The 25182-nt window shown below is 55.2% G+C and carries 25 protein-coding genes; 15 read left to right on the top strand and 10 right to left on the bottom strand.

All coding sequences use genetic code 11. The annotated features are described in order from the left end of the window. Positions 1-37 precede the first annotated feature (37 nt). From C5L13_RS16350 to C5L13_RS16330, 4 genes are all read left to right on the top strand, one after another. A complete protein-coding gene (locus C5L13_RS16350) occupies positions 38-1144 on the top strand; it encodes a hypothetical protein (RefSeq protein ID WP_105384364.1) in 1107 nt (368 codons plus the stop codon). A 607-nt stretch (positions 1145-1751) separates the two neighbouring features. Further along, the gene (locus tag C5L13_RS16340; RefSeq protein ID WP_105384363.1) at positions 1752-3242 is read left to right on the top strand and encodes a hypothetical protein; all 1491 of its coding nucleotides are present in this window, start codon (positions 1752-1754) and stop codon (positions 3240-3242) included. A gap of 203 nt (positions 3243-3445) precedes the next feature. Next, complete coding sequence (locus C5L13_RS16335; protein ID WP_105384362.1) at positions 3446-5407, top strand: ATP-dependent nuclease; 1962 nt, start codon at positions 3446-3448, stop codon at positions 5405-5407. Then, a complete protein-coding gene (locus C5L13_RS16330; protein ID WP_158693467.1) occupies positions 5400-7316 on the top strand; it encodes a UvrD-helicase domain-containing protein in 1917 nt (638 codons plus the stop codon). Before C5L13_RS16335 ends, C5L13_RS16330 begins: the two co-directional genes overlap by 8 nt. 62 nt (positions 7317-7378) lie before the next feature. Here C5L13_RS16330 and C5L13_RS16325 read toward each other — a convergent pair whose 3' ends face one another. The 6 genes from C5L13_RS16325 to C5L13_RS16300 all read right to left on the bottom strand — a co-directional run bounded on the left by C5L13_RS16325 (position 7379) and on the right by C5L13_RS16300 (position 12453). Beyond that, a complete protein-coding gene (locus C5L13_RS16325) occupies positions 7379-9346 on the bottom strand; it encodes an AAA family ATPase (RefSeq protein ID WP_105384360.1) in 1968 nt (655 codons plus the stop codon). Between the two features lie 116 nt (positions 9347-9462). Further along, positions 9463-10428, bottom strand: coding sequence for a DUF4238 domain-containing protein (locus C5L13_RS16320; RefSeq protein ID WP_105384359.1), 966 nt, complete (start codon positions 10426-10428; stop codon positions 9463-9465). 29 nt (positions 10429-10457) lie between these two features. Then, a complete protein-coding gene (locus C5L13_RS16315) occupies positions 10458-10970 on the bottom strand; it encodes a DUF6650 family protein (RefSeq protein WP_105384358.1) in 513 nt (170 codons plus the stop codon). Between the two features lie 13 nt (positions 10971-10983). Further along, positions 10984-11364 carry a DUF2513 domain-containing protein gene (locus C5L13_RS16310; protein WP_105384357.1) on the bottom strand — a complete coding sequence of 127 codons (381 nt, stop codon included), beginning with the start codon at positions 11362-11364 and terminating at the stop codon, positions 10984-10986. Next, positions 11361-11651, bottom strand: coding sequence for a hypothetical protein (locus tag C5L13_RS16305; RefSeq protein WP_105384356.1), 291 nt, complete (start codon positions 11649-11651; stop codon positions 11361-11363). Before C5L13_RS16305 ends, C5L13_RS16310 begins: the two co-directional genes overlap by 4 nt. 499 nt (positions 11652-12150) lie before the next feature. Next, complete coding sequence (locus C5L13_RS16300; protein ID WP_105384355.1) at positions 12151-12453, bottom strand: hypothetical protein; 303 nt, start codon at positions 12451-12453, stop codon at positions 12151-12153. A 280-nt stretch (positions 12454-12733) separates the two neighbouring features. On the opposite strand from C5L13_RS16300, the gene C5L13_RS16295 reads away from it, so the two are divergent. Together C5L13_RS16295 and C5L13_RS16290 are read left to right on the top strand one after the other, a co-directional pair. Then, positions 12734-13693 carry a hypothetical protein gene (locus tag C5L13_RS16295; RefSeq protein WP_105384354.1) on the top strand — a complete coding sequence of 320 codons (960 nt, stop codon included), beginning with the start codon at positions 12734-12736 and terminating at the stop codon, positions 13691-13693. 8 nt (positions 13694-13701) lie between these two features. Then, positions 13702-14784: a hypothetical protein gene (locus C5L13_RS16290; RefSeq protein WP_158693466.1), complete on the top strand. Its 1083-nt coding sequence runs from the start codon at positions 13702-13704 to the stop codon at positions 14782-14784. Positions 14785-14802: 18 nt separating this feature from the next. Here the strand turns inward: C5L13_RS16290 and C5L13_RS16285 are convergent, their stop codons facing one another. Further along, a complete protein-coding gene (locus C5L13_RS16285) occupies positions 14803-15345 on the bottom strand; it encodes a recombinase family protein (RefSeq protein WP_105384352.1) in 543 nt (180 codons plus the stop codon). A 345-nt stretch (positions 15346-15690) separates the two neighbouring features. Between C5L13_RS16285 and C5L13_RS16280 the strand changes: the two genes are divergently transcribed. Together C5L13_RS16280 and C5L13_RS16275 are read left to right on the top strand one after the other, a co-directional pair. Continuing rightward, on the top strand, positions 15691-16617 hold the full coding sequence (locus C5L13_RS16280) for a hypothetical protein (RefSeq protein WP_158693465.1): 927 nt from the start codon (positions 15691-15693) through the stop codon (positions 16615-16617). A 47-nt stretch (positions 16618-16664) separates the two neighbouring features. Next, positions 16665-17435 carry a hypothetical protein gene (locus C5L13_RS16275; protein ID WP_105384350.1) on the top strand — a complete coding sequence of 257 codons (771 nt, stop codon included), beginning with the start codon at positions 16665-16667 and terminating at the stop codon, positions 17433-17435. Between the two features lie 277 nt (positions 17436-17712). Here C5L13_RS16275 and C5L13_RS16270 read toward each other — a convergent pair whose 3' ends face one another. Further along, positions 17713-18603 carry a hypothetical protein gene (locus tag C5L13_RS16270; RefSeq protein ID WP_105384349.1) on the bottom strand — a complete coding sequence of 297 codons (891 nt, stop codon included), beginning with the start codon at positions 18601-18603 and terminating at the stop codon, positions 17713-17715. Between the two features lie 305 nt (positions 18604-18908). Here C5L13_RS16270 and C5L13_RS16265 point away from each other — a divergent pair, with 305 nt between their 5' ends. The 7 genes from C5L13_RS16265 to C5L13_RS16235 all read left to right on the top strand — a co-directional run bounded on the left by C5L13_RS16265 (position 18909) and on the right by C5L13_RS16235 (position 23909). Beyond that, positions 18909-19232 carry a hypothetical protein gene (locus tag C5L13_RS16265; protein WP_105384348.1) on the top strand — a complete coding sequence of 108 codons (324 nt, stop codon included), beginning with the start codon at positions 18909-18911 and terminating at the stop codon, positions 19230-19232. Positions 19233-19288: 56 nt separating this feature from the next. Next, positions 19289-19657, top strand: coding sequence for a hypothetical protein (locus tag C5L13_RS16260; RefSeq protein WP_158693464.1), 369 nt, complete (start codon positions 19289-19291; stop codon positions 19655-19657). Positions 19658-19660: 3 nt separating this feature from the next. Then, on the top strand, positions 19661-19873 hold the full coding sequence (locus C5L13_RS16255) for a hypothetical protein (protein WP_105384346.1): 213 nt from the start codon (positions 19661-19663) through the stop codon (positions 19871-19873). 124 nt (positions 19874-19997) lie between these two features. Further along, positions 19998-21515: a type IV secretory system conjugative DNA transfer family protein gene (locus tag C5L13_RS16250; RefSeq protein ID WP_105384345.1), complete on the top strand. Its 1518-nt coding sequence runs from the start codon at positions 19998-20000 to the stop codon at positions 21513-21515. Then, positions 21464-22777 carry a MobQ family relaxase gene (gene mobQ / locus C5L13_RS16245; protein WP_105384344.1) on the top strand — a complete coding sequence of 438 codons (1314 nt, stop codon included), beginning with the start codon at positions 21464-21466 and terminating at the stop codon, positions 22775-22777. Before C5L13_RS16250 ends, mobQ begins: the two co-directional genes overlap by 52 nt. Positions 22778-22992: 215 nt before the next feature. Continuing rightward, positions 22993-23310 carry a hypothetical protein gene (locus C5L13_RS16240; protein WP_105384343.1) on the top strand — a complete coding sequence of 106 codons (318 nt, stop codon included), beginning with the start codon at positions 22993-22995 and terminating at the stop codon, positions 23308-23310. Between the two features lie 275 nt (positions 23311-23585). Continuing rightward, positions 23586-23909 carry a hypothetical protein gene (locus C5L13_RS16235; RefSeq protein ID WP_245571302.1) on the top strand — a complete coding sequence of 108 codons (324 nt, stop codon included), beginning with the start codon at positions 23586-23588 and terminating at the stop codon, positions 23907-23909. Between the two features lie 33 nt (positions 23910-23942). On the opposite strand, the gene C5L13_RS16230 is transcribed toward C5L13_RS16235, so the two are convergent. After that, complete coding sequence (locus C5L13_RS16230) at positions 23943-24587, bottom strand: DNA methyltransferase (RefSeq protein WP_105384342.1); 645 nt, start codon at positions 24585-24587, stop codon at positions 23943-23945. Beyond that, complete coding sequence (locus C5L13_RS16225; protein WP_105384341.1) at positions 24587-24784, bottom strand: hypothetical protein; 198 nt, start codon at positions 24782-24784, stop codon at positions 24587-24589. The genes C5L13_RS16230 and C5L13_RS16225 overlap by 1 nt, the downstream gene beginning before the upstream one ends. Positions 24785-25182: the final 398 nt, after the last annotated feature.

Raw genomic sequence — 25182 nt, 5'->3', positions numbered from 1 at the left:
CGGCCGCGAGGTCACTGAACATTCTAAGGAAGCGTTGATGGCGAAAGTTAACGACGGCACGGACAAGGGTGGGGCTGCCGAGGAAGCTCTGCGCGAATATTTTAGGGGCCTTGGTTCGTTCGTTCTGCGCGGTGTTCCGGTTAAAGAGGGTTCTGAGACTGTTACGGACATAGATCTTTGGGTGTACACCCGATCTAGCCCACTTTCCCGCCATATCACCATCGTCGATATCAAGAATAAGAAGCGGGGAAAGGCGTTTGAGCGAGCGGTGTGGCTCAAAGGCTTGCAAGCTGCGGTCGGTGCAGATGATGCCGTCATCGCTTCCCAGGGGGCCCGTGATACCGCCTACAAATTCGCGAATCGGCTACAGATAAAAGTTCTTTCTAGTGGGGTATTCGATGCAATCGTCAAAAGGTACTCGAACGATGGAGAACGCCTCCCGTTTGAAGTCGTAGACAGGGAATGGCGCGGAACCACGATCGACAGATCCAACGTTGGTGTATTCGTTGAAGCCGCGAGACTTGAAGTCTCCAGGGGAATTGACTTTGCTGCCCTAAATCATTGGGTGGATGATGCCGTAAAACTCTTGAAGGAGGCTCGCGACCGCGAACGGCTGGTCACGGGACCGATAACGCGGGCATTCTATTTCACCTGCGCTCTGGTCTCGATCGCGGCGGATTTCCTCGGGAGAGAACTCGTTCTCGCCGACCACGATGCACGAAAGGAGCATTTTCGCTCCGGGATGATCTTCGGGCAAAGTGACGATGCTGCAGCAAGGCGCTATCTTGATTTTGCGGAAAGCGTCGCAACTGATTTCCTAGATCAAAGCGGCGCAGCGGCTGCAAAAATTCGAAGCGGATTTGAAAAGGCTGCTGCGGAATTGCCAGTTGAAGGGCTTGTGGAGTTCTTCTCAAAGGCGAATTCTGGTCAAGAACTTTTCAAGGCCGCTCAGGCGCTAGAGGATGCAGCATTCGCCAAGAAACTTGCCAAGCCTTCAGAACTTGCCGTTGAAGCAAAGGTAGTCATTGGCCTACTGAGCGATTATGGCGGTGTCCGACGCTCGGAAATTCTGGGAACCGGCGATGTTCTTGGCAAGCGGAAGGGGGACGACAGCGGGGTTCCTCAAGGATCGCTTCCAATATGACATCTTGTGGCAACCGTGCCATCAGGTTGAAGTAATCGGGGCGAGTTGCAAGCAGTGAACGACAACCGAAATACCCGGCAAACACAGATGTCCATGCCTGGCAGGCACAAGCGCTACGTACGCCTGCATTAGAAATAATATGATGTGACGAATCTTGGCGAACGAAAATCTGGAATGTCGGTCAGCTTCCCGATCGACGAATGCAGGAGCCTCTTTGATGGTGCTGGATATTTGGCGGAACAGATCCAACGCTTCTATAGAGGGTCATGGCAGTCCACATCCTGCCGTTTTGTGCCTTTTAAACGCAAAAACCGCCCCCATCAGATGGGAGCGGTTATTGATTTATGTTTGAACTGGTTGCGGGGGCAGGATTTGAACCTGCGGCCTTCAGGTTATGAGCCTGACGAGTACCCCCGTATCTAGCTGTAATGTTTATATAATTTCGATACAGAATTTTTTTGTGCTAAATTTCGTGCTAACTTGGAATTCTGCAATTAAACGACTGACCGACATACACCTCTCTCAACTGTGGAGAAGAGTATGATCTTTATGCAACCTGTTGTTATGGCCTGACTTCACCTGTACTCTAGAATGGGAAGGGGAATTCATGGCAACATTCATCAGCGACTATTTCGGCGTCGATGCAGAAGTATTTGAGGAATACGGAGCTCTCAATATTTCAATTGTTAACGACCTGCCGCTCTTCATTGATCCTTTTTTGCTTTTCCATAGTGATAAACCCGAATACGTCGAGCTTCACGAGGCGATTATTACCTACCTTGTTTTTCTGCGTGACCGAGCTTCTGCCGGCCCTGTGAACGAGGGCGAGTTGCGCAACTGGTACTGCTTTAAAGAGGTTAAGCAGAACTGGTTGGGCTTTTCCGTTTCCGGAAACGGCGGTGCCGGATTGGGAATGGACTTCGCGCGTAACCTTCACGCCAATCTCAACGTCATCTTCCCGAATTTCGGGGAAGAGCAGATCACGGAAAGTAGCCATCTAGAGAAGGTTTGCCTGGTTTCCGACGGTGTCGGACGCGATAACATCAGCGACTTCACCACCAACCTCATCAAAGATTTTCTCTGCAAATACACGGAGGCATTTGCCGTCGCCCATCTACCTCCCAGTGCCGTTCGGGAGGTATGGGTTGAGCGAGCCCACTTCAACTACCAGACCCAAGCTTGGTCACGCGCCAAATATAAGCTTCCCTGGGTCAACGGCGATTATGTCATTCTGTCTCCCAAAGACATGCTCACTCGTGACGAAAACTGGATCAACAAGGACGATCTGATAGATGGCTTTGAAAACATCCCTACAGCGATTCCCGATGTGCAGTTGCGGTCGTCTGTGTTCAATTACTTCGAAACTGAGCTGAGACGGCGCCCCAAACAGCCCGGAAAGAAGCAGCCCGAGCCCACCCAAAAAGAACGTGCGAAGGCTGCCGTCGCAACGATGCGAAAATTTCCCGAAATTATCGACTACTACATTCGTTTGAAGGAACAGCACGGCGATGACGCGTCGGACGTGAGCGCCGAAAAGGTTCTTGCGATCGAGTACATGTTCATTGAGCAACTGCGAGCCTTGCAGGCATTACTGGTTGCCGACACCAAGTTTTACGAGATCGGAAAATCGACTTACGAGGAAGCCCACGTCCGCCTTGCTTATCTGAAGGACGTCATCGAGAATAAGGGCGGGCACCGGTTCTTTTACGACGATAAGGGCGTCCCTATTGAGCGCGAGAAGGATCTGCATGTCCTTTATCGCCTGGTCTGGTTTGGGACGCCGTCCGATTTCGGAGCTGAAGCCAACGACGGTCGAGGTCCGGTTGATTTCAAAATTAGCCGAGGAGCCGAAAAGACGCTAGTTGAGATGAAACTCGCCAAAAACTCGAAGCTGGCCAAGAATCTCGAAAAGCAGGTCGAGATATACCAGAAAGCCAGCGACGCCAAATCGGGCATCAAGGCGATCATCTATTTTACGGCGGCAGAGTTGGCCAAGGTCAGGGGTATCTTGAAAGACCTTAAGTTGACCGATAGTCCGGACGTGGTGTTGATTGACGCGCGACGCGACAACAAACCCTCAGCATCGAAAGCCACCTAAGATTTGCGTGGTTTGGATCACTACTGCTGAGAAGCGGTGACCCTATCAGGATAATTCCGCCCAGCCCTCTGATTATTCGTCCTCTATTAGTTATCGCAGAACCTCACAAAGCCTCAACAACCACGGCAAATTTCATCTGGCCGATCAACTAGGCGTCTATGTTAGGTGATGGTAGGCTGCAACCCTAAGAGGGACTCAGCCGTATGTATTTGCAAACAGTGACGATCACCGGTTTCCGGATATTCGATGAATTCAAGGTCGATTTAGATAAGAGCCTCAATCTGATTGTCGGAGAAAATAACTCGGGCAAGACCGCCTTGATTGATGCCATCCGCTACGCGCTGACCGCACGTTCGGTAGACTGGGTCCGGATACAAGACAGCGATTTTCGTCATGACCAGACGAAATTTTCGATCCAACTGAAATTCGCAGAGATCAGCACTCGTCAGGCAGCGGTTTTTGTCGAACACCTTACCCACGAGGAAATAGCAGGTACGAAGCGCTCGGTTTTGTATCTCAACTTCCAAGCCGAGCAGACAGATCAACTGATACGAGGCAATCGCTTCATCCGCACGGACGTTCGTTCCGGCGCCACAGGTGAAGGCCCAAGTATTGAGCGGGAGGTGCGTGATTATCTGGCTGCGACCTACCTCCGCCCGTTGCGGGATGCCGAAGCAGAACTGATGGGAGGTCGGGGCTCTCGCTTGGCCCAAGTGCTACAAGCATCAGACCGTTTCCGCGAAGCTGGTGTCATTGACAATCTGCTTCAAGCTCTCATCGACGCAAATGGCCATATAATCGCCAATGCGGGAATTGAAGCCAGTCTCAGCCGGATTAAACGCCAGTTGCAGGGCTTGGATTTTAGCGGCAACCCGCTAGATCCTATTATTGAAATTGTCGGCGGCACGGACCTTGCGAAACTAAGCCCGGTTGCACGCAAGCAGATGTTCCGGAGCATTCTCGAACGCCTCCAGCTCCTTATCGATCAGAGCGATCGCAATCAGGGACTTGGGTACAGCAACCTGCTCTTTATGGCGACTGAATTACTCTTGCTCGAACAAGAGCACGACGATTTCCCGTTGTTGCTCATTGAGGAGCCCGAGGCTCATCTCCACCCTCAGCTCCAAATGAAGTTTCTCAAAGCAATCCGTGAGGATTTTGGTGGTGAGGGCAAGCCTCCGTTGCAAAGCGTGCTCACGACGCACAGCCCAAATCTCGCTTCAAAGGCGCCTCTTGGGAATATCATTGTGATGTCGGGTGGGAAGGCATTCCCCATGCGAGCTGGCTCCACGGCCCTCGATCCTAACGACTACGTCTTTCTGGAGAAATTTCTCGATGTGACGAAGGCGAACTTGTTTTTTGCACGAGGAGTAATCGTTGTCGAAGGCGATGGCGAGAACATCCTAGTACCAACCATAGCCAAACTGCTTGGCTGCCCCTTAGAAGACTTTGGCGTATCCGTTGTGAACGTAGGCAGCACTGCTTTCGCTCGATTTGCGAAGGTCTTCCAGCAAAAAGGATTGGATGACGTAGCACATTCAGCGAAATGGTTGCCTACTAAGGTCGTCTGCCTAAGAGATCTGGATCTTTGGCCCGAGAAGGCCAAACTAGACGCGGGCAACCCCTCGGGTTTCCAAGTCTGGAAAGAGAAGAACAAACAGTATTGGGAATCTTACTACATTGGCAACGCTGCCAAACGCAAAGCCTGGGTGGATAACAAACACAAACCCGCCGGCCAAAATGTTCGGGTCGAGCTTTCCGATGTCTGGACATTTGAATACGCTTTGATCTGCCATGGCTTAGCCGCTGAAATTTACGACACAATACCAGAACCCACGGTACCCTTTGCGGATTTGCCTGCTGATGCAGAGGAGCGCGCCATAGCAATTTTCGGCGCTATCGTGGCCGAGAACGGAAAAACCAGAACCGCCTATGCTCTCAGCCAGCGCCTTGAGAAGGATTTCACGCCCGTACTGGCACCGCCCGCGATAGGCGAAACCGCAGAGCAAACGGAAGCACGCGATGCATCAAATCAGGCGCTTCAACTAGCTGCGCAAACTGCATTACGTGCAAAACTGCCGTCCTATCTGCTACGGGCCATCGATTTTGTAACTGGCCAAAAGGTTGTCGCCGCAGGTGATGAGGCGGAACCTGCGCATGTTTGAAATATCTATCTCTGACGGGGATATTGACGATGTTATCTCGACGCTCAACAAAATCCATTCGGACCAACCTCCCCTAATTCTCGATGCTGCTCGGCGGGCGGCAATTAAAGATTTTCATGACATTCAGGCCTGCCCCGGCAGTGGCAAGACAACTCTTGTCGGCCTCAAACTTCTTTGCCTAATACAAAAATGGCCGGATCCATTCCGGGGCATTTGTGTCCTCACCCACACGAATGTTGCCAGAGACGAAATACTTAAGCGGATACGGCATCATCCCGGCGGTCACAAACTTCAGAAGTACCCGCATTTCATCGGTACAATCCAGGAATTCGTGAACACTTTTCTAGCTCTACCGGCCTGCCGCTCAGAGGGCGGCAGCGTGGCGCGCATTGATGACGCGTATTGCGAAGAGCGCCTGCGACGAATGACCAAACCCAAGACACGGGCTTACCTGGATAAAAAGTTCACATCAGTGGCGGAGCTTCGTTACGTTTGGCGCGATAATGCAATGGTACTCAATGTTCCAGGGTTTGCAGGCTTTTCGAATTCAGATTCCTACAAGGATCTCATCGCCGCCAAGGCCAAACTGGTTGCTTCCGGCGCTTATTTCTATTCTGAAATGTATGCCTTGGGGCGTAAGCTCATGGCAGAAAATCCCCATGTGCTCGAAATACTGCGGCATCGCTTTCCTGTTGTGATGATAGACGAAATGCAGGATGCCCAGAAATTCCAAGACGACCTGATTAATCTGATTTTCGAAGGCGGGCATATTCAGCGGTTAGGAGACCCTGACCAGTCCATTTTCGACGACTTGGGAAATGAGGAGCCAAATTCCAGCTATAACAACGCAGTTTTGCTGCCTATTGCGGAAAGTCACCGTTTTGTACCTGATGTAGCCACTCACATCACCGGCCTTAGCCACAGAAAGCTTACTCTCACCACCACTTACGCCCCGCTGCCTAATGCTCCCAAAAATACCGTCATCCTGTACGATGGAGCCACCCTTCCCCAGGTTTTAGAGAGTTTCACTACGATTGCCGGTCAGCTCGATCCGGAGCGTCGTAAGATTATCAAAGCCGTGGGTGGGGTCTCGGAAAACAAGCCTGGGACCGCAGCGCCGCTTAATCTACGAAGCTATTGGCCAGAGTTTGACCGAACGCATCATGTCAAATCGTTTGCGCCAACATCTCTCTGTCAGGCTGTTGCCTATTGCGCAGCATGCCTAAAAGGTGATGTACACCGCTATCACCAAGTTCTTCTGCAGGCGATTGCAGATGTGTTACGCCATTCCGGAGTCAGGGTGCGTGGGAAAGGCGGAAAGGATTATCCACCTTCCCGATTGAACCTCGCGGCGCATCTCCATGAAAGATCGACGGCACACCGATTTAAGCTGTTGTGTGCAGCCTGGATAATGGGCGTCCCACCAACTGCTGAGACGTGGGCGGTCCAAGTTCTAGAGCTTGCGGATATTCTGGGAATTTCCGTCGCTTCAGCGGTCGTTAAGGACCTTCTTTCGTTTGACCCTTCTCCGCCCCCTACACACGTAGAGGAAACCGACACCGGAAACTGCTTCGTGGGGACAAACGGGGTCAAGGTTCAGTTATCAACAATACATTCAGTCAAGGGCGAGACCCATGATGCGACACTTGTCCTCGAAACGAAGTACCAAAAGCTCTTTGACGTCAAAGAGATGATTCCATTTATTTTGAACCCGGCACTAGCTGCCCCCATTTTTGATCCCGCCCATCCCAAGACAAACGAATCCATCCGCGCAAGCTTTATGAAAAAGCTCTATGTCGCTTCCAGCCGCCCCCGGCACCTTCTCTGCTTGGCGATCGGACGAGCGCAGTTAACCGCTGCGCAAATACAGGAGTTAGAAAATCACCGTTGGCAGATCGTCGATGCCTAATCCTTTTATCGATCTATTCGATGCCTATAATTTGCAAGCGAGGTTGCCGTGCCGGAAGACATCTAGAGAAGCTTATTGTAAGTAGCGAATATCTTCTCGGCACGAGCGAGGGTTTCCTCGACGGGCAAGGCATCACCCTTTAAAACCCCCATATTTCCGATAAGCCAAGCAGCGGGCGCAAAATGATCAAACCCTGCCACTGAAGATGGCATAGTTCGAAAAACAGCTTCCGCTTTCTTTACAAGACGGGGCGTCGCCGTATCAGCGTTTTCTAGCGATTCTACTGTTATTAAATTGCCCTTTGGCACGTCATAAGCAGCATTTAGAATTTCGACAAAGATTTCTGGGTGGAAAATATCTTCGATATCACCTTCCGGCTGATCGACAAATTCGGTGATACAGTAGAAGTGGCCAGCCTTCAAAATCTCCGCCCTTCTGAGTTCCTCGATCTTGCGCTTCTCATTTGCTCCATGGTCAGACAGCACCGCGACATTGAGAGAATTTCCGCCAAATAGGGACATAAACGGTCGGATATTCCCGATCCCTCCTGACGGGCAGAGCGTCCAACGCGGATCAAGATGCGTCCGCTTTCGCTGCCTCAGTTCCTCAGAAAGAGCCTGCAAGTAAAGAATGTCGCTGGGGCCTTCGACAAGCAGCGTGTTTTTACCAACAAACAACGTCTGCGAAATCTCATACCCCAATGCGCCTTGGAGCGGAAACAGAGTATCCGGATCTCTTTCTAGCACATCTTCTCGAACCTTTGTCCCAATCGGCGACCGTCGGCCCGACCTGGGATCGATATTCACGTGGTCTTCCACAATCCGGGCGGCCATCAACCGGTCAGGCGCCACCATGAAGGGGGAATGGGTGGAATAGATAATCTGGTGATGAGGTGCGAGTTTTTCGTCAAAAAAGCGCAATAGATCAGCTTGCGCTTTCCCATGCAGGGTTAGGCCCGGCTCATCTAGAAGCAATATCACTGGCCGTGCTTCATCCTTGACTTGGGCAAACTTCACCAAGAACGAGAAGAACCATACGAACCCGGTGCTCCTTTCAGAGAAAGGAGTATCCACACGATGGAGCTGATTATAGATTCGTGCTCGTGCAATGGTGCCTGAGTTGTACGGCGGAGGATCGCCTGGACGAGCAGGGTCAATTTCAACATTCACCGCCAAATCTGGATTTTGCGTCCAATACTCGAGAATCTGATCGGTGATGGTATTTGAAGCCGATTGTAGCCTCGCATTAAAGGTTTCAAATGTTGTGACCTTTGTGATTTCCTCAATAGGAACATGGGCATAATTCAAAAACTCATAAAAGAGTTTCTTCCCGCGATTGTCATCGCGTTGGATAGAGTTATCTGCCACCATCGCAGAAACGGATTCGATCTGAATTGCACCGTCCATTCGGTCATAGTTTGAAAAATACATGAATTTGGGCAGATATTTTTCAAGTATTTTTGTAACGGAGACCGTAATATTCCCCGATTTCTCAAGTTCCTGCAGGAGACCCTTCTGCTTGTCGGTCAATGTCCCAAGTTCTTTGAGGAGCTTAATAAGAGCATCCGAAGTTTCGGCTTTCTTCACTTGGGAGCGCTCAGACGCGTCCAACTTATGCTTGGTGTACAAATGCTCCAGCGCAATTGAAAAATTGATATCGGGCGACCACTCGGGATCATGACCATAGCGTCGGACTATCCCCACACTATGGTTTGACAAACATCCTTGACCGAATTCGGCCTCTACGACTGCTATCTCCTCCTGCTCCAACTCCCAAGTTGTTGAAATGACGACTGCATCCTCGGATGGATGACGTGAGTCATAGCTGGTCAAATATCTGCGGGGGTAATCGCGTTCCTTATCAAAGACTACCGGTGTAGCCGTATGGGGATTCAATGCGGCAAGCGCCTGAAGCACCGCGCTCTTCCCTGCCTCATTCTTTCCCACAAGGCAGGTAACGCCTTCAATCGTAAACTGCCCCGTATCTTCCGCAGAACGAAAGTTTTGAACCCTTGCATCGACCAGCTTCATGTAATCTTTCCCTCAATTTAAAATTGATTTGAAAATACAACGCAATCGGTGTCAATCAGTGTGGGGAAGCAAATCGCAAAATACTGATATAAAAACCATAGACTTTACTCCGTGCACTATAACCGCACTTCACTATCAAATAGCTTCCGACCGGCAGCCATTGTCGACATCAGCATATAGCCGTTCCCATGAGGAACCTTCATCGTTTTGGGCTCGATATGAAAGTCCGCGTACTTCTCCACGAACGGTCGAATCCACGGACGATCCGACGAATAATAAACCGTGGTCTCCGCTGCCTGCACGATTGCCGTATTGACCGTTGCTATCTGCTGCGTAGTGGGCCTAACCCGCCGGATGCGCAGGTTTCGGAATTCCAAATCCACGATTCTGCGCTCCTCGGGATCAGGCCTGATCCGTAGGGCCAGGTTCGGAGCAAGTGGCACAATGCGATTCACGACCCCGGGCCGTCCCTCCGGCTCAATCGCTACCGGATAGTCGCTGGTGAGGAACGGGCTGTCCGTATTGTCGTTTATGAGAATGTCCCACCAGGAATTTCCCCAGATCGAGAGCCGCCTGATAATGGTCTGGATACCGATGGACTGGGGGTATTTGGGGTCGATCGTAAATTGGACACGACCGGAATCCAGAAGCTCTTTCAGCGATCCGCCACCGAGCTCTGGTGGCGGAGGAGGAAGTTTCCCACCACGTTCAAGTAATTCCGTCGTCGCCTCCAATGTCTTACGCAAAGGAGCGCTGTGGATGCGCATACCTGCGGGGGAACAACTTTCAACGTAAGCCGCAAATCCGGCAATCGCAAAAATGGACTCAGCGTCAAGCTGCCCTGCCCGCAGCTTCTCAAGGGCAGCGTTATAGCGCGGCTCCACGTCTTTCAAAAACTCCTCGATGATACGAGGCTCCTGAAGATAGGGATTCGTGCTGCCATCCTCGATGCGGCACTGACTGTAGGAATCGCATTGGTAGGTTTTGAGGCCAGCCTTTCGGATCGCATACATCCGCTCCCCCAAATCGGGGGCATAGAAGTTTTTCAGATGAACTTGCGAAACGTAGTGGTCCAGAGCCATTGAGCACCTAAATCAACACGCATTCCGGCTCATCGCAAATCCTCCAGTACCGGCGGCAAAATGCGAACCAGATCGCCGTGAATGTCGATATCATACAGGCTCGACAACATGGCTATCTGCAAACCAACAAAGGCTCGCAACTCGCCAAGGGCGGTAAAAAACGCCGCTGGATGTGTCCCTTGGCGTAACCTCCCAGAAGATTCATCGCGCTCAAAGTACGGATCGCGCCTCCGATCCATGATGTCATCAAAGGTCGGGTAAGGTTCATCAAGAAAGCGCCGACAGGCCGCCCCGATCGCGCGGACATTCTCCATACCCGGCGCATTCTCGCCAAGTGTGCCCACGGCGGTCACGCATTCGCGGCGAATGGCATGAATAGAGGCTATAACGTGATCTTCAACCTCAGCCGAATAAGGGTTGAACAACGCCCGGCTGTCTTCAAGAAACGCCAGTAGTTTACGAACTGCATCCCGATCGGAAGCGGGCGGATTCCACGACACGCCAAAGACCGGCGTTGAAAACCCTGTGATACGCTTGAGCATGTCTTTGGCTTTGCTAGAGATCAATTTCCACCCCCGACAGGTCCGCTATCTTCTTTTTGACAATGCCCTTTGCAATGGCACTGAAAACATCAAGGCTGAACGCTCCAACCTTCTTAGCCCCTTCCTTGGTCTCGGCCCAAATTTTCGGGTCCCTTATGCCGTCAAGGAATTCGTGGCCATTCCAGGTCATACGCAACACCAGGAAATTTCGCCCCTGCAAATGCGAGGCATCCCGCCCCTCAATAAGTCCCGCCTCCGCCAGCATGAAAAGATGCTCAGTCACTTCGTCACGTGGCCGCCCATCGACTTGCACGTTCACCGCACGTCCGGTTCCATCGTGTTTCTCCTCAATCTCAAGCAAGAGAAGGCGGATAAGGTCCATATCCCGCTTCATTGTTGGCCCCTTGCTTGGTTGGGAAACAGCTTATCAGGGTCGTTGATCAAGACCGCCTTCGCCCCATGACCCTCAGCGAGTTCGAGGACATCAGCAAAAGCCTTCGACACCGGGACCCCGAATGGGGTTGATATCCAGGTCACGGCGCGTCCATCGGAATGAACGACACCAAAGGGCTCCATATAACCGAGCACGGTCTCACCATCCTTTGGGCTCTTATAGACCTTGAATACAAAGACCTCCTCCTTCGTCAGAGGTGGCAACAGCTCATCGACAACCTCAACCATTACTCCTCCTCGACTCCGGCAAACCTTTATGATTCTCGCCCCTTATCGGTACAGCACGATACCACCTAAAAGAGCGCTTGCATGTCCCCTCGCCTCTTTTGTCATCACCATACCCACTGAATTTTAAGGTGTACCGCCTCTGCCCTAAATCACGCCGTGCGCAAACGAAGGCGCTCGTACTCCTTCAGACATCAGCCGCGTCCTATAGCAATGAGACAGGGTAAGGATGCCGGTAGCGATGACACCGGGCCAGGATACGGTAGTGAGAATGCTAAGAACTTCGGTCATACCGCATCCTTCATCGGAAATGGTTGACGCGAAAAATACCTCCGCCTACAGAGCGTTAAGTGCGACGCCCCACTTTGCGAGCTTTTGCAGGTGAATCAGCGGCGGAGCACGATTTTAGCGGCGTTAAGTGCGCCATCACCAGTATGTCGGCCCATTAATCCGGCCACAGAAAGCCCCCGGCGGGGACCGGGGGCCGTCGTGTCGGCCGATATCAGTTCACGGTCGGCGGTTCGACCGTCAGCTTATCAGCCTCAACCGCCAAATCGACCACATAACTCACGAGGAACGCATCGATGAGAGATAGGGCATAGTCCCGCGATATCGGCAACATGGCCTCGTCCAACAAATGATGGTCGACGTAGTGACCGGCATCCCAAAGGCTGCGCGTCATTTGCTCATTGTTCGGTTCAATCCGTTCAATAACGCACTCAAACGCATGGTTTGCAGTCCGAATAAACTCGGCTCGATCGTCCCCACTCAATGGCAGAGACGCAATAATGGCATGGGAATCCATGACAAGATATCCTTCTTAGGGGGGCGTAATCTTGCATCAGCCTTATCGGTCGCCAACCGACGCTGGTTCTTGGTGTGGTGGCCTATCAAGGCGCCAGGCGCCACCTTATGCTCACATGCGCACGGGTAGGATACGGGAGAAAGTGGCAAATGCAATCCACATCTCTCGCTCACCAACAACCTAGCTTTCCGCCACACTCCCCAGCCTCGAACGCAAAAGCTCTATCGACAGCCAGATTCCGAAATGCAATCATGCCGTGAAACAAAAGGTGTCGCGCTGCATGAGAAAGCTGCTTGTCGGGTTGGTGATGGCCGCTGGATTGGCTTACACGGCAGGAGCGCACGCGCAGGAAGTCCCCAAGTTCAAGGACTACCCGGCTAAGACGTTTTCAGGGCAAGAAGTTCAGGTTCGACTGGACCCCACGCTGACACAGGAGGAGCGCACGCGACTCCAGCAGGCATCAGGCGAGCCGATCAACTTCGGCGGCCGCTATGTCTTTACGCAATGGGGGGCGGGCACCCAGTGCGATACCGGCGCGCTCATCGACGTCAAAACGGGACAGGTACACGCCCTGCCGTTCGCGGCCTGCTTCTGGCAGGGTTATGACCGCCCCTTTGAATTCCGCAAGAATAGCCGCCTGATGGTCGTCGCCGGACAGGTGGGCGAAGTAGGACCACGAGGAGCCCATTTCTTCGAATTCACAGGCACGGAATTCAAGAAAGTGGCACTAAAAACCGATGCACCCGTGGCGGCTGAACATGGGGGTTCAGTCGAACTCTCGACAGCCCCCGTTGAGGTGGTGGGCGGCGTTTCCGATGTTGAACCTGCTGCCGGTGACGCCTCAACTACGGAACTAATCGCAAGAATCGAAGCAAATCCGCAAATGGGGCCGCTGTGGAAGTGCTTTGGGCAAGGCATGGATATGGTCGCAGGCGAAGTCGCAAGAAACTCGGCTGATGAAAAGGAATACATAGCCAACCTAGCGCTCTTGGGTGGTTTCATGAAACTTGGCGATTTGGCGGCAAAGACGTGCAACCGAGAAATCATCGGTGATCTCAAGGGACGGCCGATGCCTGACTATGCCGAGAAGGCTAACCAGTTCTGGGCGGCCATGCTTCTTGCCAAGGACGAGGAACTGTTTGCAACGTGCAAGTCCAAAACGGATGCCGACTGGGCCGGAATCCGAGCGATTTGCGAGCGACAGGAAAAGATTTTCAGGGTTCGTCTGAATTCCCTTTAGGAGTCTGCATGTTTCATGGGACCAGCCGCACCATAGGGTGCTCAAGTGCCATTTTGCTGATGCTCACGACATCGGCATTGTCAGAGGATAACGAGCGGGTACAGCGCGCGCAGCGAATGGTGGGCAAAGTTAAGGGTGCAGCGAATACCGTATCTCTGTGGTCAGATGGAAAAGACCTAATGAATTATCAGGCCGCGCGGCTCGATGGGACGCCGTCTCCCAAGCAGACAGATAAAGCAATCAAGGCTCTCGATTCCATAGGCTCTCAGGCCAGTGGAGCCGCTGCTGTCGCGCTTGGAGGTCAGGTAGCGGGAGCGGTTAGTACCGCACAGGGAGCTGCATTGATGCCGGTGGTCAAGAGCGTTGGTCGCGCCGCCAACAAGCGAGGTTCACATGTTGCGGAACTCTTAGAAGCCACAAAAACGGGAGCTGTCGATCTTGCAAAGGTCGAGGCGATCGGCAGAGCCTATGATGCAGATACGGCCGAACTCGGGAAGTGGGAGGTAGATTACGGCTCTAGCTGGGAAGCGCTGGGGCGAATGGCAAAAAGTATGAGCGTGAACGTTGGTTCCGGCTCCATGGCTTTTCTCGGCAACGCCATACAGTCCATTCAAGGGTTTCTGGATAGTCAGGAGGCGGGGACACCGGGCGAACAAACGACTCCGACCATCGGCAGAGACAACTGGAAAACGGTATCATTCATCGATGGTCAGGGGACGCCCATCGGAACTAACAATCTGAATGTTTGCGAGCCCTTCCCCGGTCTCAATGGGTCTGACTGGGGCGAGGTCTATGTACAAAGGTACTTCGCCGACAACGAAAGCGGGAAGCGGTGCCAAGTCACATCGAGAAGCGACAGTGATCCCGCTCATAAGCGCTATACGGCCACCTGCGAAATGCAAATCCAGGCTTGCACTGCTATATATTGCTCTCCCACGGGCGCCGTCCCGGCGAACCAGCCACCACAAGTTTACACGACGCACGAGAGCCTAGAACTGACCAAAGCGTCACCAGACAAAATTGTGCAGTTATACAAGATGGACTCTGAGAACTTTCAGATTCACATGGTGATTGAACGGTGCAGCAAATGACGCCGGTTGGTCTGGAAATCATCGAATTCGATTTATGGTGCTCTCGCTCACGCCAAACGACCGGGCGATCTGCGCATATGGCTCACCGCTGGCCTTCCTTTCAATTACCTGGACTCTCTGCCGGGGACTAAGTTTCGGCTTGCGCCCGAATTTCACCCCCTTGGCCTTGGCGATGACGCGGCCAATCTTGGTGTTCTCAAGGAGCCGCAGCCGATATTGCTTGCCAGCCCAACCGTGCAAGAACAGGTTCAGTTCGGCCTCGCCGGAAGTAGAGTCGAGGGCCTGATCAAGAAGCCGCAACCTCGCGCCGACCCATTGAATCTCACGTAGGATAAGCAGCATGTCGAGCGGGTCGCGAGCAACGCGATCCGATACGGTGGCGAGAAGCGTGTCGCCCGGCTGAAGACTGGCTAATAGCCGCAAGAATTCAGGCCGTGCCTGGGTGTCTTTCGCACTCTGCTTTTCCTCGATAATGCGGTCACAGCCCGCCTTGCTGAGCCTATCGAGCTGATAGGCTAGGTCCTGCTTTTTCGTGGAAACGCGGGCATATCCATAAATCATAACGGCATCCTGCCAAGCAATATGACGGGATCAAGGGGCAAAAACACGCCAATAAAACCTTGTATTATTTAATATTAATGACAAATTTCAAACATTCATAAATCACGACTTTTGCAAGTAGGGGAGATTCACATTCTGTAACGCCATTTTGTATTCCGCAACGGATTTAAATACTTGATTTATCGCTGTCGATATTGAGCGCCTGCACTTGCCGGACGGCCCGGCAAAAGTCGTGATTTTTGATAACCAGACATGGCCAAAGGCACAGGCCGGACGGCGGTTCATGCCGTTCTGCCACGGCACGGATTCCGCCCCGGATTTCAATTTTCAGGGGTCAACATTCCGATGAAAACCGTAAAGCGCATAATTCCCGCCCTTTTGTGGCTCGTCGCAGCACTGCTTATTTTCCCGTATTTCGTCCCGAATGGCTACAATGCCCTCTTGTTCGGCGGACGGCTGGCCGGAGCGTTGCTTTTCCTCGTTCTCGCCGTTCTTGCCTTCCGCAAGGTGGGGCCGCCCGCTGCGCAGTTCGTCGCTTCGGGCGTGGCCGCCGTCGCGGGGGCCTACGTCGCCACAACCGGGTTTAATGCCATTAAACCGGATGACGCCCATATCCTGAACACCATTGAGGCAGGCTTGCAGAAGCAAGGGCCGGAAGCCGTCGCCGCCTTCACCGACCTGCACGTATCGGGCACGACATGCACGAGCGGGGGCAACGAATGGGACTGCAAATATCAAATCTCCTACAAGGTCGCTGCGACCGGGCAAAGCTACCGGAACGAGCCGCAATCCGAACTCAGCATCGTCAAGAGTTCGGGGAATATCGAGTATGACGCCAGGTGCGGGTTCGATTTCCAGTGGAGCCAGCGCCTCCGCACCTCGGCCTATGCCGTTCCCGGCAAGGAGCCGGAAGGGTGGGCAGGCTGCGACCGCAGCGGCGACAGAGTTAGCAACCGCATCCGTGGCAAAAATGGCCTGACGTTCAATGTCGCTGATGCCGACACCAAATCCCTGCTGCTCGACCTCCCGCTCGCCTACCTTGCCCAGCAGATGGTCAAAGACGAGTACGGCCAAGGGGCGCAGGCGACGTGCGATGACGCAGCGAAGAACCCGGATGCGAAGGCCGTCACGTGCAAGGTATCGGGAACACGGGCGGTCTTTCAGGATAACTCCCTCGCCTCGGTAGGCTTGGGAATGGAGGTCAAGGGCGAGTTCTCCGATACCGTCACCATTCGGCCGGACGGCTACAAGTGGGCTTTGGTCAAGTCCTGACTGGCCGCCTTTCATCCTGCTCCCGGTTAAACTCGAAGGCCATTCCCATGAAAACCTACCTGCTTGTGGCGGTCACCTGCCTGCTGGCGGCTCCCGCCTTGGCCGAAACCGAACTGGCGCATCCAATGCCGACGCGGCAAGTCTTCAAACTCGATGCCGAAACCGGCTGCTTTCGCTATACCGGCAAGGCGGCCGAGTTTGTGGGGCGGTTCAAGCGCGGTTCCTATGTCAGCGTGACCATGGACAACCCGGAGCGCATCCCGCTCATGGATGCGCCGGAGTTCAAGACACCGGACCCGGCGTCATGGTTCGGGCCGCTCCTCGAAAGCCGGAACTATAGCATCGGGTACTTGCCCGCCATGCTGTTCGGCACGCCCGGCACGGTGACGATCTGCGGGCGCACGTTTCCGCCGGGGAGCACGGAAGAGGCCGCCCACGTGGATAAGGTCGTGCAGGACATGCTGGACAACGACCCGAACTCGCAGGACGTGCTGAACGAACCCCGCGTGCACGCGGAGACTACCAACGATGACGGCGGGCAGGCGGACGTCTGCGGCTTCCCCGTGCGTGAGGTGGTAATCCGGGCTGGGGAAGGAACCGACGCATCGACACTTCAGCCCCTCATGGCGGGCAGCGTAAGGCATTACGCCAACCTCTATGAATCGCCGTTCGACGTGTTTGCGACCTGCACTCCGGCCAAGGCCGGGCAACCACCCAAAACCGTCAAACTGCCGCGCAATACCAAGGACTGCTATTTCGCGGGCGGAAAGCTGGAATGCTCCTACCTCGCGGAAGGCGAGATCGTTCCAGCCGAATAATGGCATCACCCCGTAATCTATCGATCGACACGGACGGTAGGCCGGGGTTGACGCCAAGCGGGGCGGCCCAGACTTGTTTAGGTCAGGTCAAAATGGCCTGACTGTGCCCGCAGGGCAAACCAGTCGCCCCGCTTGGCGTCACCGACGTGCGGGGCCACATGTCTATGCGGGAGGCCCGGTTGCGCAGCAAGAAACCGAGACACGCGGCTCGGTTTCAGGGCCGGAGCATCGACATGGGGAAGCGGAGGGAAACCCCGGCCGGATTACCCGATTCCACTTATTCGGCCTCTTCTCTCTTATGGTAAAAGGGATTCTTGGGAATCGAGCCATTGCGCTGACGGAAGGCAAGGTAATCCGCGACGATGACCGGCACGATCTGCGCCACGGCTTGCGGACCGCTGGCCCAAGCATGCTCTCGTTGGTCTGCGGAATTTAGCTCAAAATGGGGACGCGTGGCCGGATAGGTAACGGTCATTTCCCCGTGATCGACTCTGATTGACGCCACCGGGAAATCACCCGTTACGGAGTATGCGGCACCCGGACCGGTAGCTTTGAATTCCCGATCGTAGACTGCCGGACCACCCATCGTGAGGCCAACGTAAAAACGGGGTTCACTCATGAACGGCATGGATTTCAATAAATCTTCCGCTTCTTTAAACGCATTGTCATAGGCCTGCATTCCGGCCGCCCGTTCCAGCTCACTCCAGCCCTTTATGACCGGCGTCAGCAAGGTTTCATCCTTGATGTAGGCACCAACAGCCTCCGAGAGCATTCCCTTGAAATCCTCACTCGTCGGAAGATCAGGCTGAATCGGATTCCGACGAACACGGAACAGCGTTTCAAGCACGTGGGAAATATACCTGACATTTGCATCCAACGTGTCTAGGCGGGATTCAACCCATGCCTGCTGCTCGCCGAATAGGTGACGACAATCATACAGGTGCTCTGCCGCAGCGGTCGCTTTCAACCGTACCACCTCGTCTTCTTCTGTTCGCTGGAGATATTCGGCTATTGCTTTCGCTATTATAGGCGATTTGTCGCTCTTGCTTTCTAAAACATGCTTTTCGAGAATTACATTGAGTTTCTCCGGTATTGATACGCTAAATTTTACAGATTTGTTTGATTCCGATGCTTCAACCAAATCAATTTCCCCCAAAATACTTGACATATAGGATTATTATCCTATTTAGACGTTATCTCATCACGTTTCACAAACCTGCGCATGGTCGTGCTAGCGCAGCAGAGAGGTTCGCCCTCTCGTGGCAGTGGTCCCAAGGAGTTTTTTGTTTCCTTGGACTCTTCGGGACCCCGCCATTCTTATATCCCACGGCCGGTAGGACTCAATCCTACCGGCCGTGGGATACTTTCTTACTGGCGGTAGGACAGTCATTTATTTGATTTTGCAGTGATTTTTCGGACGATGAAGGGGCTTCTCACGACAGGAGCAATCCGAACCATCTGAAGGAAACAAACATGAAAAATCTGAATCTATCCCCGCACATTGCACGCCTTTCCGCCCTACCGACGCACGATATCTCCGGCACAACCGAAATTGTGCGCTCGCCATTGTGGATTTCAGACCCGGAAGTCCATCAAATCTTCGGGCGCCATCGCTGCTACTACACCAGCTCCAACGGCTTCCGCCGCACGGAAGCGGACGGTGTTTTTATCCGGTATCAGCGCAGCAGGGAAGGCACGCTCGGCTATGTGTTCCGAAATCCCCTCAACGGCGAGAACTGGTTGTGGGTCATCAGCAGGAAGACGCGCAAGCCCTTCGCGATAGGCCGCGTCAGCTGATCAACACGGCGGGGCAACAAGCCCCGCCCCTTCTCGTCCCTATCAGGAGATTCATCATGACAATTCGTAATACCAGCTCGGGCAGCGCCCCGAGGAACGTCGCGAGTGCCGAAAAGGCATCGCAAGAAGCAGCATCGGGAATGGCCCCGCGCCAACCCGCTGTCATCGAAATCCTGCCGCCCGAACCCAAGGTCACGGCAAAACCGCTCAAGCCCCTCTCCTTCCAGGCGGTGGAACGCATCCTCGAACGCGCCATTGAAAACAACGACCTGGACGGCATCTGGGCTGAACTAATTGAGTGGGACAAACTGACTGACGGCACCACGGTTGGTGTAGTCGAGGATCAGGACACTTGCATCCGCTATCATTGGACGGTCTGCCCGAAGACCTTCGAGCCACTGAATCTCGGGCCGATTGACGCCTAACCAATGAACCAGTTCCTCGGCTTCATCCTCCGGGTGATCGAGCGACTGCTGAACCTCTACCTGCAAATCCTGATGGCGGTTCTCTCAGCCCTCGGCCGCGCCCTCGTCCGCATCATCGCTGACCTGTACGCACGGTTCACCCGTAAATCCAAACGACGTGCGCCACCCCGGCGTACGTCATTCGAGCGCCGCCGGGGTAATCCCCGGCGACGCTGACCGATATCCGACAAAACACCTCCCGTAAAAAGTGAACGCCAAAGGCGACTATTTGCCCGTTTCGTGCCGCTTCGGCAGGCAACGTGGTTTGTCCGTGGCGTTCACCTTATGACAGGTTAACGCCATGGATTTGCTGGTACTATTGCTCAAGTCCACCTACTGGATTTTGACGTTTCTGCTGAAAGCCTGCTGGTGGATGGTACGGCTGATATTCCGTTTCAGCCGCAAACGCCGCCGTAAGGGCGGCACGCACGGCTCTTCCCGTTGGGCCACGCGCTGGGAGCAATTGCGACGCGGCGCAATCACGGGCGAAGGGGTCATTCTCGGCCGTGGTGCCTTCCGGCGTCTTCTTCGCTTTTCCTCGGATGGCATGGTGATGGTGTTTGCATCGATGGGCTCCGGCAAGGGTTTGGGCGTCGTGATCCCTTCCCTGCTGACCTATCGCGGTTCGATGGTCGTCACCGATCCCAAAGGCGAGAACTACGAAATTGCACGCCGCCGTCGCGCCAGCTTTGGCAAGGTACGGATGCTCAATCCCACGGACCTTGAGCATTCCGACCGACTGAATCCCATGGACATCATTCGTGTCGGGACACCGAACGAGGCCGACGACGCAGCCGCGCTGGCGTCGCTGATGATCAAGCCGGATGCCCGCGAGGCGCATTGGGACGACAAGGCCGCCTCGATGCTCAAGGCACTTATCCTGCATACGCTGCACGATCCCTCCGCGAGCCGCACACTCGCCGCCGTGCGCCGTCTGTCGGTCGGCACGCCACACGTCTTTTTGGCCACGCTTGAGGATATCATCCAAGATTCCCCCTCCCTCGCCGCACGGGAAATCGCCGCCGGTTTCCTTACCAGCGCGCTCGAACCTGGCGGTGGATTCTCATCCGAGTTCAAATCCATTCTGTCGAACCTTCAGAAGGCCACGGAACCGTGGTCGGCAGGGTCTCCGGCGGGCATCCTGTCGTCATCGTCCACATTTGACCTGACGGAACTGACGACGGAAACCTCCACGCTCTTCCTCTGCGTGGATGAGGACGTTCTGACCGTTTATGAGCGCTGGCTGAGGGTCATGGTCGGCTGCTCCCTGAAAACGCTCACGCGGGCCAAAATGGCCCCGCCGGAGCGAAAAGTGGTGCTGCTGCTCGATGAAGTCGCCGTACTCGGTCGCCTTGATCCCCTCGAGCGACAATCCGGCCTGCTGCGTGCCTACTGCACGCCGGTCCTGATCTGGCAGAACCTCCCGCAGATTTACGAGATATACGGAAGGGGCGCGGAAGCGTTCCTGGCCAATGCCTCGGCACGGGTGTTCTTCGGGGTCAACGACAATCAGACCGCAACTTATGTCGCCAACATGCTCGGCAACATGACCACGCTGTCCAGTTCGTCGGGCGTCAGCCACTCGGGAGAACTGTGGGACAGCGGCAATCGCCAGAAAGGGCAGTCGGAAAGCGGGTACTGGCTCCTCGATCCCGCCGAGGTGCAACGCCTTCCTCTCACCCGCACCATCGTCAAGCTTCGCAATGTTCCCTACTCCATCCTCGGCCGTCGCCTCGACTATCGCAAAGTGCGGCGCTGGCGCGGGCAATGGGACAGATGGCGGGGAGCATCCGTCAAACGGTCACGCTTCGGGGGCTGACCGTGGCTATCTATCACTTTTCCGGGCAGATACTCGGACGCAAACCGAAGCGAAATCCGGATGGCACAATGCGGCCCGGTTCCAAGGCGGTGGCGGCTGCGGCCTATCGTGCCGGGGAACGATTGGTCGATCGCGGCAACAGCGAAGTTCACGACTACAGCCGTCGCGGCGGGGTCGCCCATTCGGAGATCCTGGCTCCACCCGGAAGCGCACCATGGCTCACCGATCGGGAAACCCTGTGGAATACGGTTGAGGCGATGGAAGTCCGCAAGGATGCCCAATTGGCGCGCGAGTTCAACATGGCCTTGCCTCATGAGCTGAACCAGGACGATCGCCTCGACCTCGTAAGAACCTTCCTCGAAACGCATTTCGTGCGACGAGGCATGGTCGCGGATTTTGCCTTGCATGATCCCCTGCCCGAGCACGGCCAGAGCGAGAAGAACTTCCATGCGCATGTCATGCTGACGCTGCGCCGTGCGACCGCGAGCGGGCTTAATCCCGTCAAGACCCGCGAATGGAACAGCAAGGACTTGCTGAATGAGTGGCGGGCCGAATGGGCCATCGCATGCAACCTCGCGCTGGAACGGGCCGGAAAGCGCATGAGGATCGATCACCGAACCTTGGAAGCGCAACGACAGGAAGCGCTGGCCCGTCGCGATATGGCGCGGGCAATTGAACTGAACCGAATACCGGAAGTTCACGTTGGGCCAAAAGCCCGCCAGATCGTGCGGAGTGGCCGAACTCCGGTAAGTCGCATACGTGAGGTCAACGCGTATCGACGCACGACAGGCGCCGGGCCGAAGGCCCCGGCCCCACGTCGGAAACGTGACTACCCCACATACGACCGGGGCAGTCGGCTATCTTGGCTGGAGCAGATCGTCGCCGGGAACAACGTGCAGCTCAAGCGCGACCTCGTAGCCATCAATCGCCGCTTCGACCGCATGAACCGCAAGCTCGACCATTGGCAGCGACGTGTCACCTTCACCGCCGAAGGCGCAATTAAGGGACCCGCATTCCGGTTCAACCGCTGGAAGGCCGCCCAGGAGGACAAGCAGCGCCGGGAGACTGCCGCCCGCAAAGTGGCCCATGCCCGCAAGCGCCTGGACCAGATCACACAACTCATTAAGGAACTCGAACGCGCCGCCACGGGCGCCAATCACCGCTACGAGCGCAGCCTGATCCGGGCGAAAGAGGTGGAGCGCTGGGTGCGGCGTGTACGTCACGGGGGCCGTCCAGCTTCGCGGAGACGCGAACGATGGTAGGTCGCGGCCCCCATACTGGCATTCTTGCCATCCCTACAAATCACACCCGCAAGGGTGTTCCCTTCCGGCGGATTGCCACAAGCCTGTGGCTGCCGGAGCACCTATGTCGCGCAGCGATGTATAAGTGCGCTCTTACCCTCTCACCTTCCCTTTACACGCCGAGCCTGTGGTTTTGCCGCCTCGCCTGATTTTCCTCCTGCCGCAAAGGACATCTGATGCAGCACTCTCCTCTCGTTACCCGCGTCGTCGGCAACCTTGCCGCACTCGCTGGCGTCGTCCTGCTCATTGGATGGGGCATTGACCACACCGCCGGATGGCTCGGCTATCAGCCCATGGCCCTCTGCACGCTGCTGCCCCCGGTGATCGCCGCCGCCTACGGCGTGGGCGTCCTCATCACCTGCATCGGGGTCACCATGTGGGTGGTGTCGCTGGGAAGGAGTGCGGGCGGCATGGGCCTCGCGGTCGGCGGCGTTCTGCTCTTCGCATTGCCGCTCGTGCTGCCGCGTTATCTCGGCGCGGTCTGTCTATCATAATACCAATGCGGACCGCGCTGCGCGCGGTTTGCAGGGGAAACCCCTGCACCCCCGCATGGCGGTCCAAGGAACATAGGTGACCAAATCCGCCGACAGGATTTTTCGGTCCCGGCGCAGGTAATTGCGGCGTCGAAGGTGTTTCAGAGACTGAGCGCGCCTCTGACCGCAGGAGCAGAGAAGCAGCCTTATGTTGTAGGATCCTACAATTGACGGGCAGCTAACACTTTTGCGAGTAGCGTTCCGACCGGAATGAGATCACATCTCCCGGTGTTCGTGTGTCGGAAACCAATTGGAGATCAGCTATCTCCCCGGGCGAGACGTTCACCTTTTACAGTTATGCGCGTGTCGACCAAGACCGTGACGATCGCTGGGCCTATACAGGTATTCCGGAGATCTTCTTTTACGATGAGGAAAGTGCGCGTGAGGCGCTTCGCGAGTTGCGCGGCGATGTTGTGAGCGACGAGGACGACGAGTGGCCACCGATGCAGCTCGAAAAGATAGAGACCCGTCCGATCTCGAAAGAGAGCATCTTCGCGCTGCTGAATGACGGCGTAGGCGCGTTTGTGAAGAGCTACGAAATTATCGAGGTTATCGACTAAACCTGCGTCCGTGGGTGGGAACGCGCGCTCCCTTTACGGGAGCGCTGCGTGAGCCCGCAAGCTGGCTGTCATATGGTGCTGCTTCTCCAGCTCGATACCGAGAAAATCGCGTCCACAACGCCGCGCAGCAACGAGGGTGCTGCCTGACCCGCAAAAGGGGTCAAGAACGAGATCACCTGGCCGGGTGAGCGAGCGAATAATCTCCTCCAGTGGTCGCAAGGGTTTTTGCGTCGGGTGCAGCCGGTTGCCGGTGCCGTCCCAAGGCAGCACGTCCGCTAAGGGGCTGTGAGGCGCTAAGGCCGAACCTTTCGCCAGCAGATACGCTTGCTCGTGGGTATGGCGCAGATAGCGTTGTGACGAGGCATAACCCTTCTGGAACACAAGATGCCCGACGACACGAAAGCCAGCCTCTCGCCACGCGTCCATAAAGACATCGACTTTGTTCCAACCGTAGAAGCTGACGGCGAGGCCGCCGGGTTTCAGGACGCGGTACATCCCGGAAAAGGCAGGTTTCATCCAGTCGCCGTTGGCGTCGTTCGCTACGGTGCGCCCCTGACGGTCACGGTAGCGGACAAGATACGGCGGGTCGGTCAGGATGAAATCCACCGCCCCGCCCGGAAGGCGCTGCATCAGGGAGATGCAGTCGCCATAAAGGACGGTGTTACGAACGGCGCGCATTACGCGTCATCCCGTTCGGTTTTCGGCTTGCGAATGGTCAGGCGTCCATTGAGCGGAACGGCCGCAAGCGTGATGTTGAACCCGTCGCCGTCGCTGTGGGACCATCCCGCGCCTATTTTCGTCCAGTGGGCTTTGTCGCCCGCACCTTCGACAACGTAAACGGCGTAGTCGGGTTTGCTCTTTTGGGTCGGTTTCATGATCGGTTCTCCCGTTGGTTATCCGGCTGCGCCTATCGCGGCCGGTCGGGGGATTTTTGCGACCGCGATTCTGAGCCGAAGGCGACCGCAGGCAACGGCAACACGGGAGCGCAGCGAAGGGAGCGGGCAGCCGATTGCCGGCGGCAGAAACCGGGCGCACACCCGACCGTTCCAGCCGTGTGGCGCGAACGGTAACGGGGAACGACAGGACCGCGCCTATGGCAAACACCGCATGCCTTGCACTTGGAAGAAAGCCGACGACAACCGCCCTCTAGAGCAGGTCCTGTAATCGATGAATCGATTGTGAGGTGACGGGGCGAGCCGAAGCTGATTCAACATCCACAGCGGAGAGGTGGATGATGGCACAGGCACTAAGCGATGATCTTCGACTACGCGTA

It is taken from the genome of Neorhizobium alkalisoli (assembly GCF_002968635.1).
Classification (GTDB): domain Bacteria; phylum Pseudomonadota; class Alphaproteobacteria; order Rhizobiales; family Rhizobiaceae; genus Neorhizobium; species Neorhizobium alkalisoli.
Note: the sequence above shows the minus strand (reverse complement) of the source record. Positions and strands in the feature narration are given on the sequence as shown.

Bases quoted from the DNA above. Each gene is read 5' to 3' on its own strand.
- C5L13_RS16350 (WP_105384364.1), top strand. From the start codon at position 38: ATGGCGAAAGTTAACGACGGCACGGACAAGGGTGGGGCTGCCGAGGAA.
- C5L13_RS16340 (WP_105384363.1), top strand. From the start codon at position 1,752: ATGGCAACATTCATCAGCGACTATTTCGGCGTCGATGCAGAAGTATTT.
- C5L13_RS16335 (WP_105384362.1), top strand. From the start codon at position 3,446: ATGTATTTGCAAACAGTGACGATCACCGGTTTCCGGATATTCGATGAA.
- C5L13_RS16330 (WP_158693467.1), top strand. From the start codon at position 5,400: ATGTTTGAAATATCTATCTCTGACGGGGATATTGACGATGTTATCTCG.
- C5L13_RS16325 (WP_105384360.1), bottom strand. From the start codon at position 9,346: ATGAAGCTGGTCGATGCAAGGGTTCAAAACTTTCGTTCTGCGGAAGAT.
- C5L13_RS16320 (WP_105384359.1), bottom strand. From the start codon at position 10,428: ATGGCTCTGGACCACTACGTTTCGCAAGTTCATCTGAAAAACTTCTAT.
- C5L13_RS16315 (WP_105384358.1), bottom strand. From the start codon at position 10,970: ATGCTCAAGCGTATCACAGGGTTTTCAACGCCGGTCTTTGGCGTGTCG.
- C5L13_RS16310 (WP_105384357.1), bottom strand. From the start codon at position 11,364: ATGAAGCGGGATATGGACCTTATCCGCCTTCTCTTGCTTGAGATTGAG.
- C5L13_RS16305 (WP_105384356.1), bottom strand. From the start codon at position 11,651: ATGGTTGAGGTTGTCGATGAGCTGTTGCCACCTCTGACGAAGGAGGAG.
- C5L13_RS16300 (WP_105384355.1), bottom strand. From the start codon at position 12,453: ATGGATTCCCATGCCATTATTGCGTCTCTGCCATTGAGTGGGGACGAT.
- C5L13_RS16295 (WP_105384354.1), top strand. From the start codon at position 12,734: ATGAGAAAGCTGCTTGTCGGGTTGGTGATGGCCGCTGGATTGGCTTAC.
- C5L13_RS16290 (WP_158693466.1), top strand. From the start codon at position 13,702: ATGTTTCATGGGACCAGCCGCACCATAGGGTGCTCAAGTGCCATTTTG.
- C5L13_RS16285 (WP_105384352.1), bottom strand. From the start codon at position 15,345: ATGATTTATGGATATGCCCGCGTTTCCACGAAAAAGCAGGACCTAGCC.
- C5L13_RS16280 (WP_158693465.1), top strand. From the start codon at position 15,691: ATGAAAACCGTAAAGCGCATAATTCCCGCCCTTTTGTGGCTCGTCGCA.
- C5L13_RS16275 (WP_105384350.1), top strand. From the start codon at position 16,665: ATGAAAACCTACCTGCTTGTGGCGGTCACCTGCCTGCTGGCGGCTCCC.
- C5L13_RS16270 (WP_105384349.1), bottom strand. From the start codon at position 18,603: ATGTCAAGTATTTTGGGGGAAATTGATTTGGTTGAAGCATCGGAATCA.
- C5L13_RS16265 (WP_105384348.1), top strand. From the start codon at position 18,909: ATGAAAAATCTGAATCTATCCCCGCACATTGCACGCCTTTCCGCCCTA.
- C5L13_RS16260 (WP_158693464.1), top strand. From the start codon at position 19,289: ATGACAATTCGTAATACCAGCTCGGGCAGCGCCCCGAGGAACGTCGCG.
- C5L13_RS16255 (WP_105384346.1), top strand. From the start codon at position 19,661: ATGAACCAGTTCCTCGGCTTCATCCTCCGGGTGATCGAGCGACTGCTG.
- C5L13_RS16250 (WP_105384345.1), top strand. From the start codon at position 19,998: ATGGATTTGCTGGTACTATTGCTCAAGTCCACCTACTGGATTTTGACG.
- mobQ (WP_105384344.1), top strand. From the start codon at position 21,464: ATGGGACAGATGGCGGGGAGCATCCGTCAAACGGTCACGCTTCGGGGG.
- C5L13_RS16240 (WP_105384343.1), top strand. From the start codon at position 22,993: ATGCAGCACTCTCCTCTCGTTACCCGCGTCGTCGGCAACCTTGCCGCA.
- C5L13_RS16230 (WP_105384342.1), bottom strand. From the start codon at position 24,587: ATGCGCGCCGTTCGTAACACCGTCCTTTATGGCGACTGCATCTCCCTG.
- C5L13_RS16225 (WP_105384341.1), bottom strand. From the start codon at position 24,784: ATGAAACCGACCCAAAAGAGCAAACCCGACTACGCCGTTTACGTTGTC.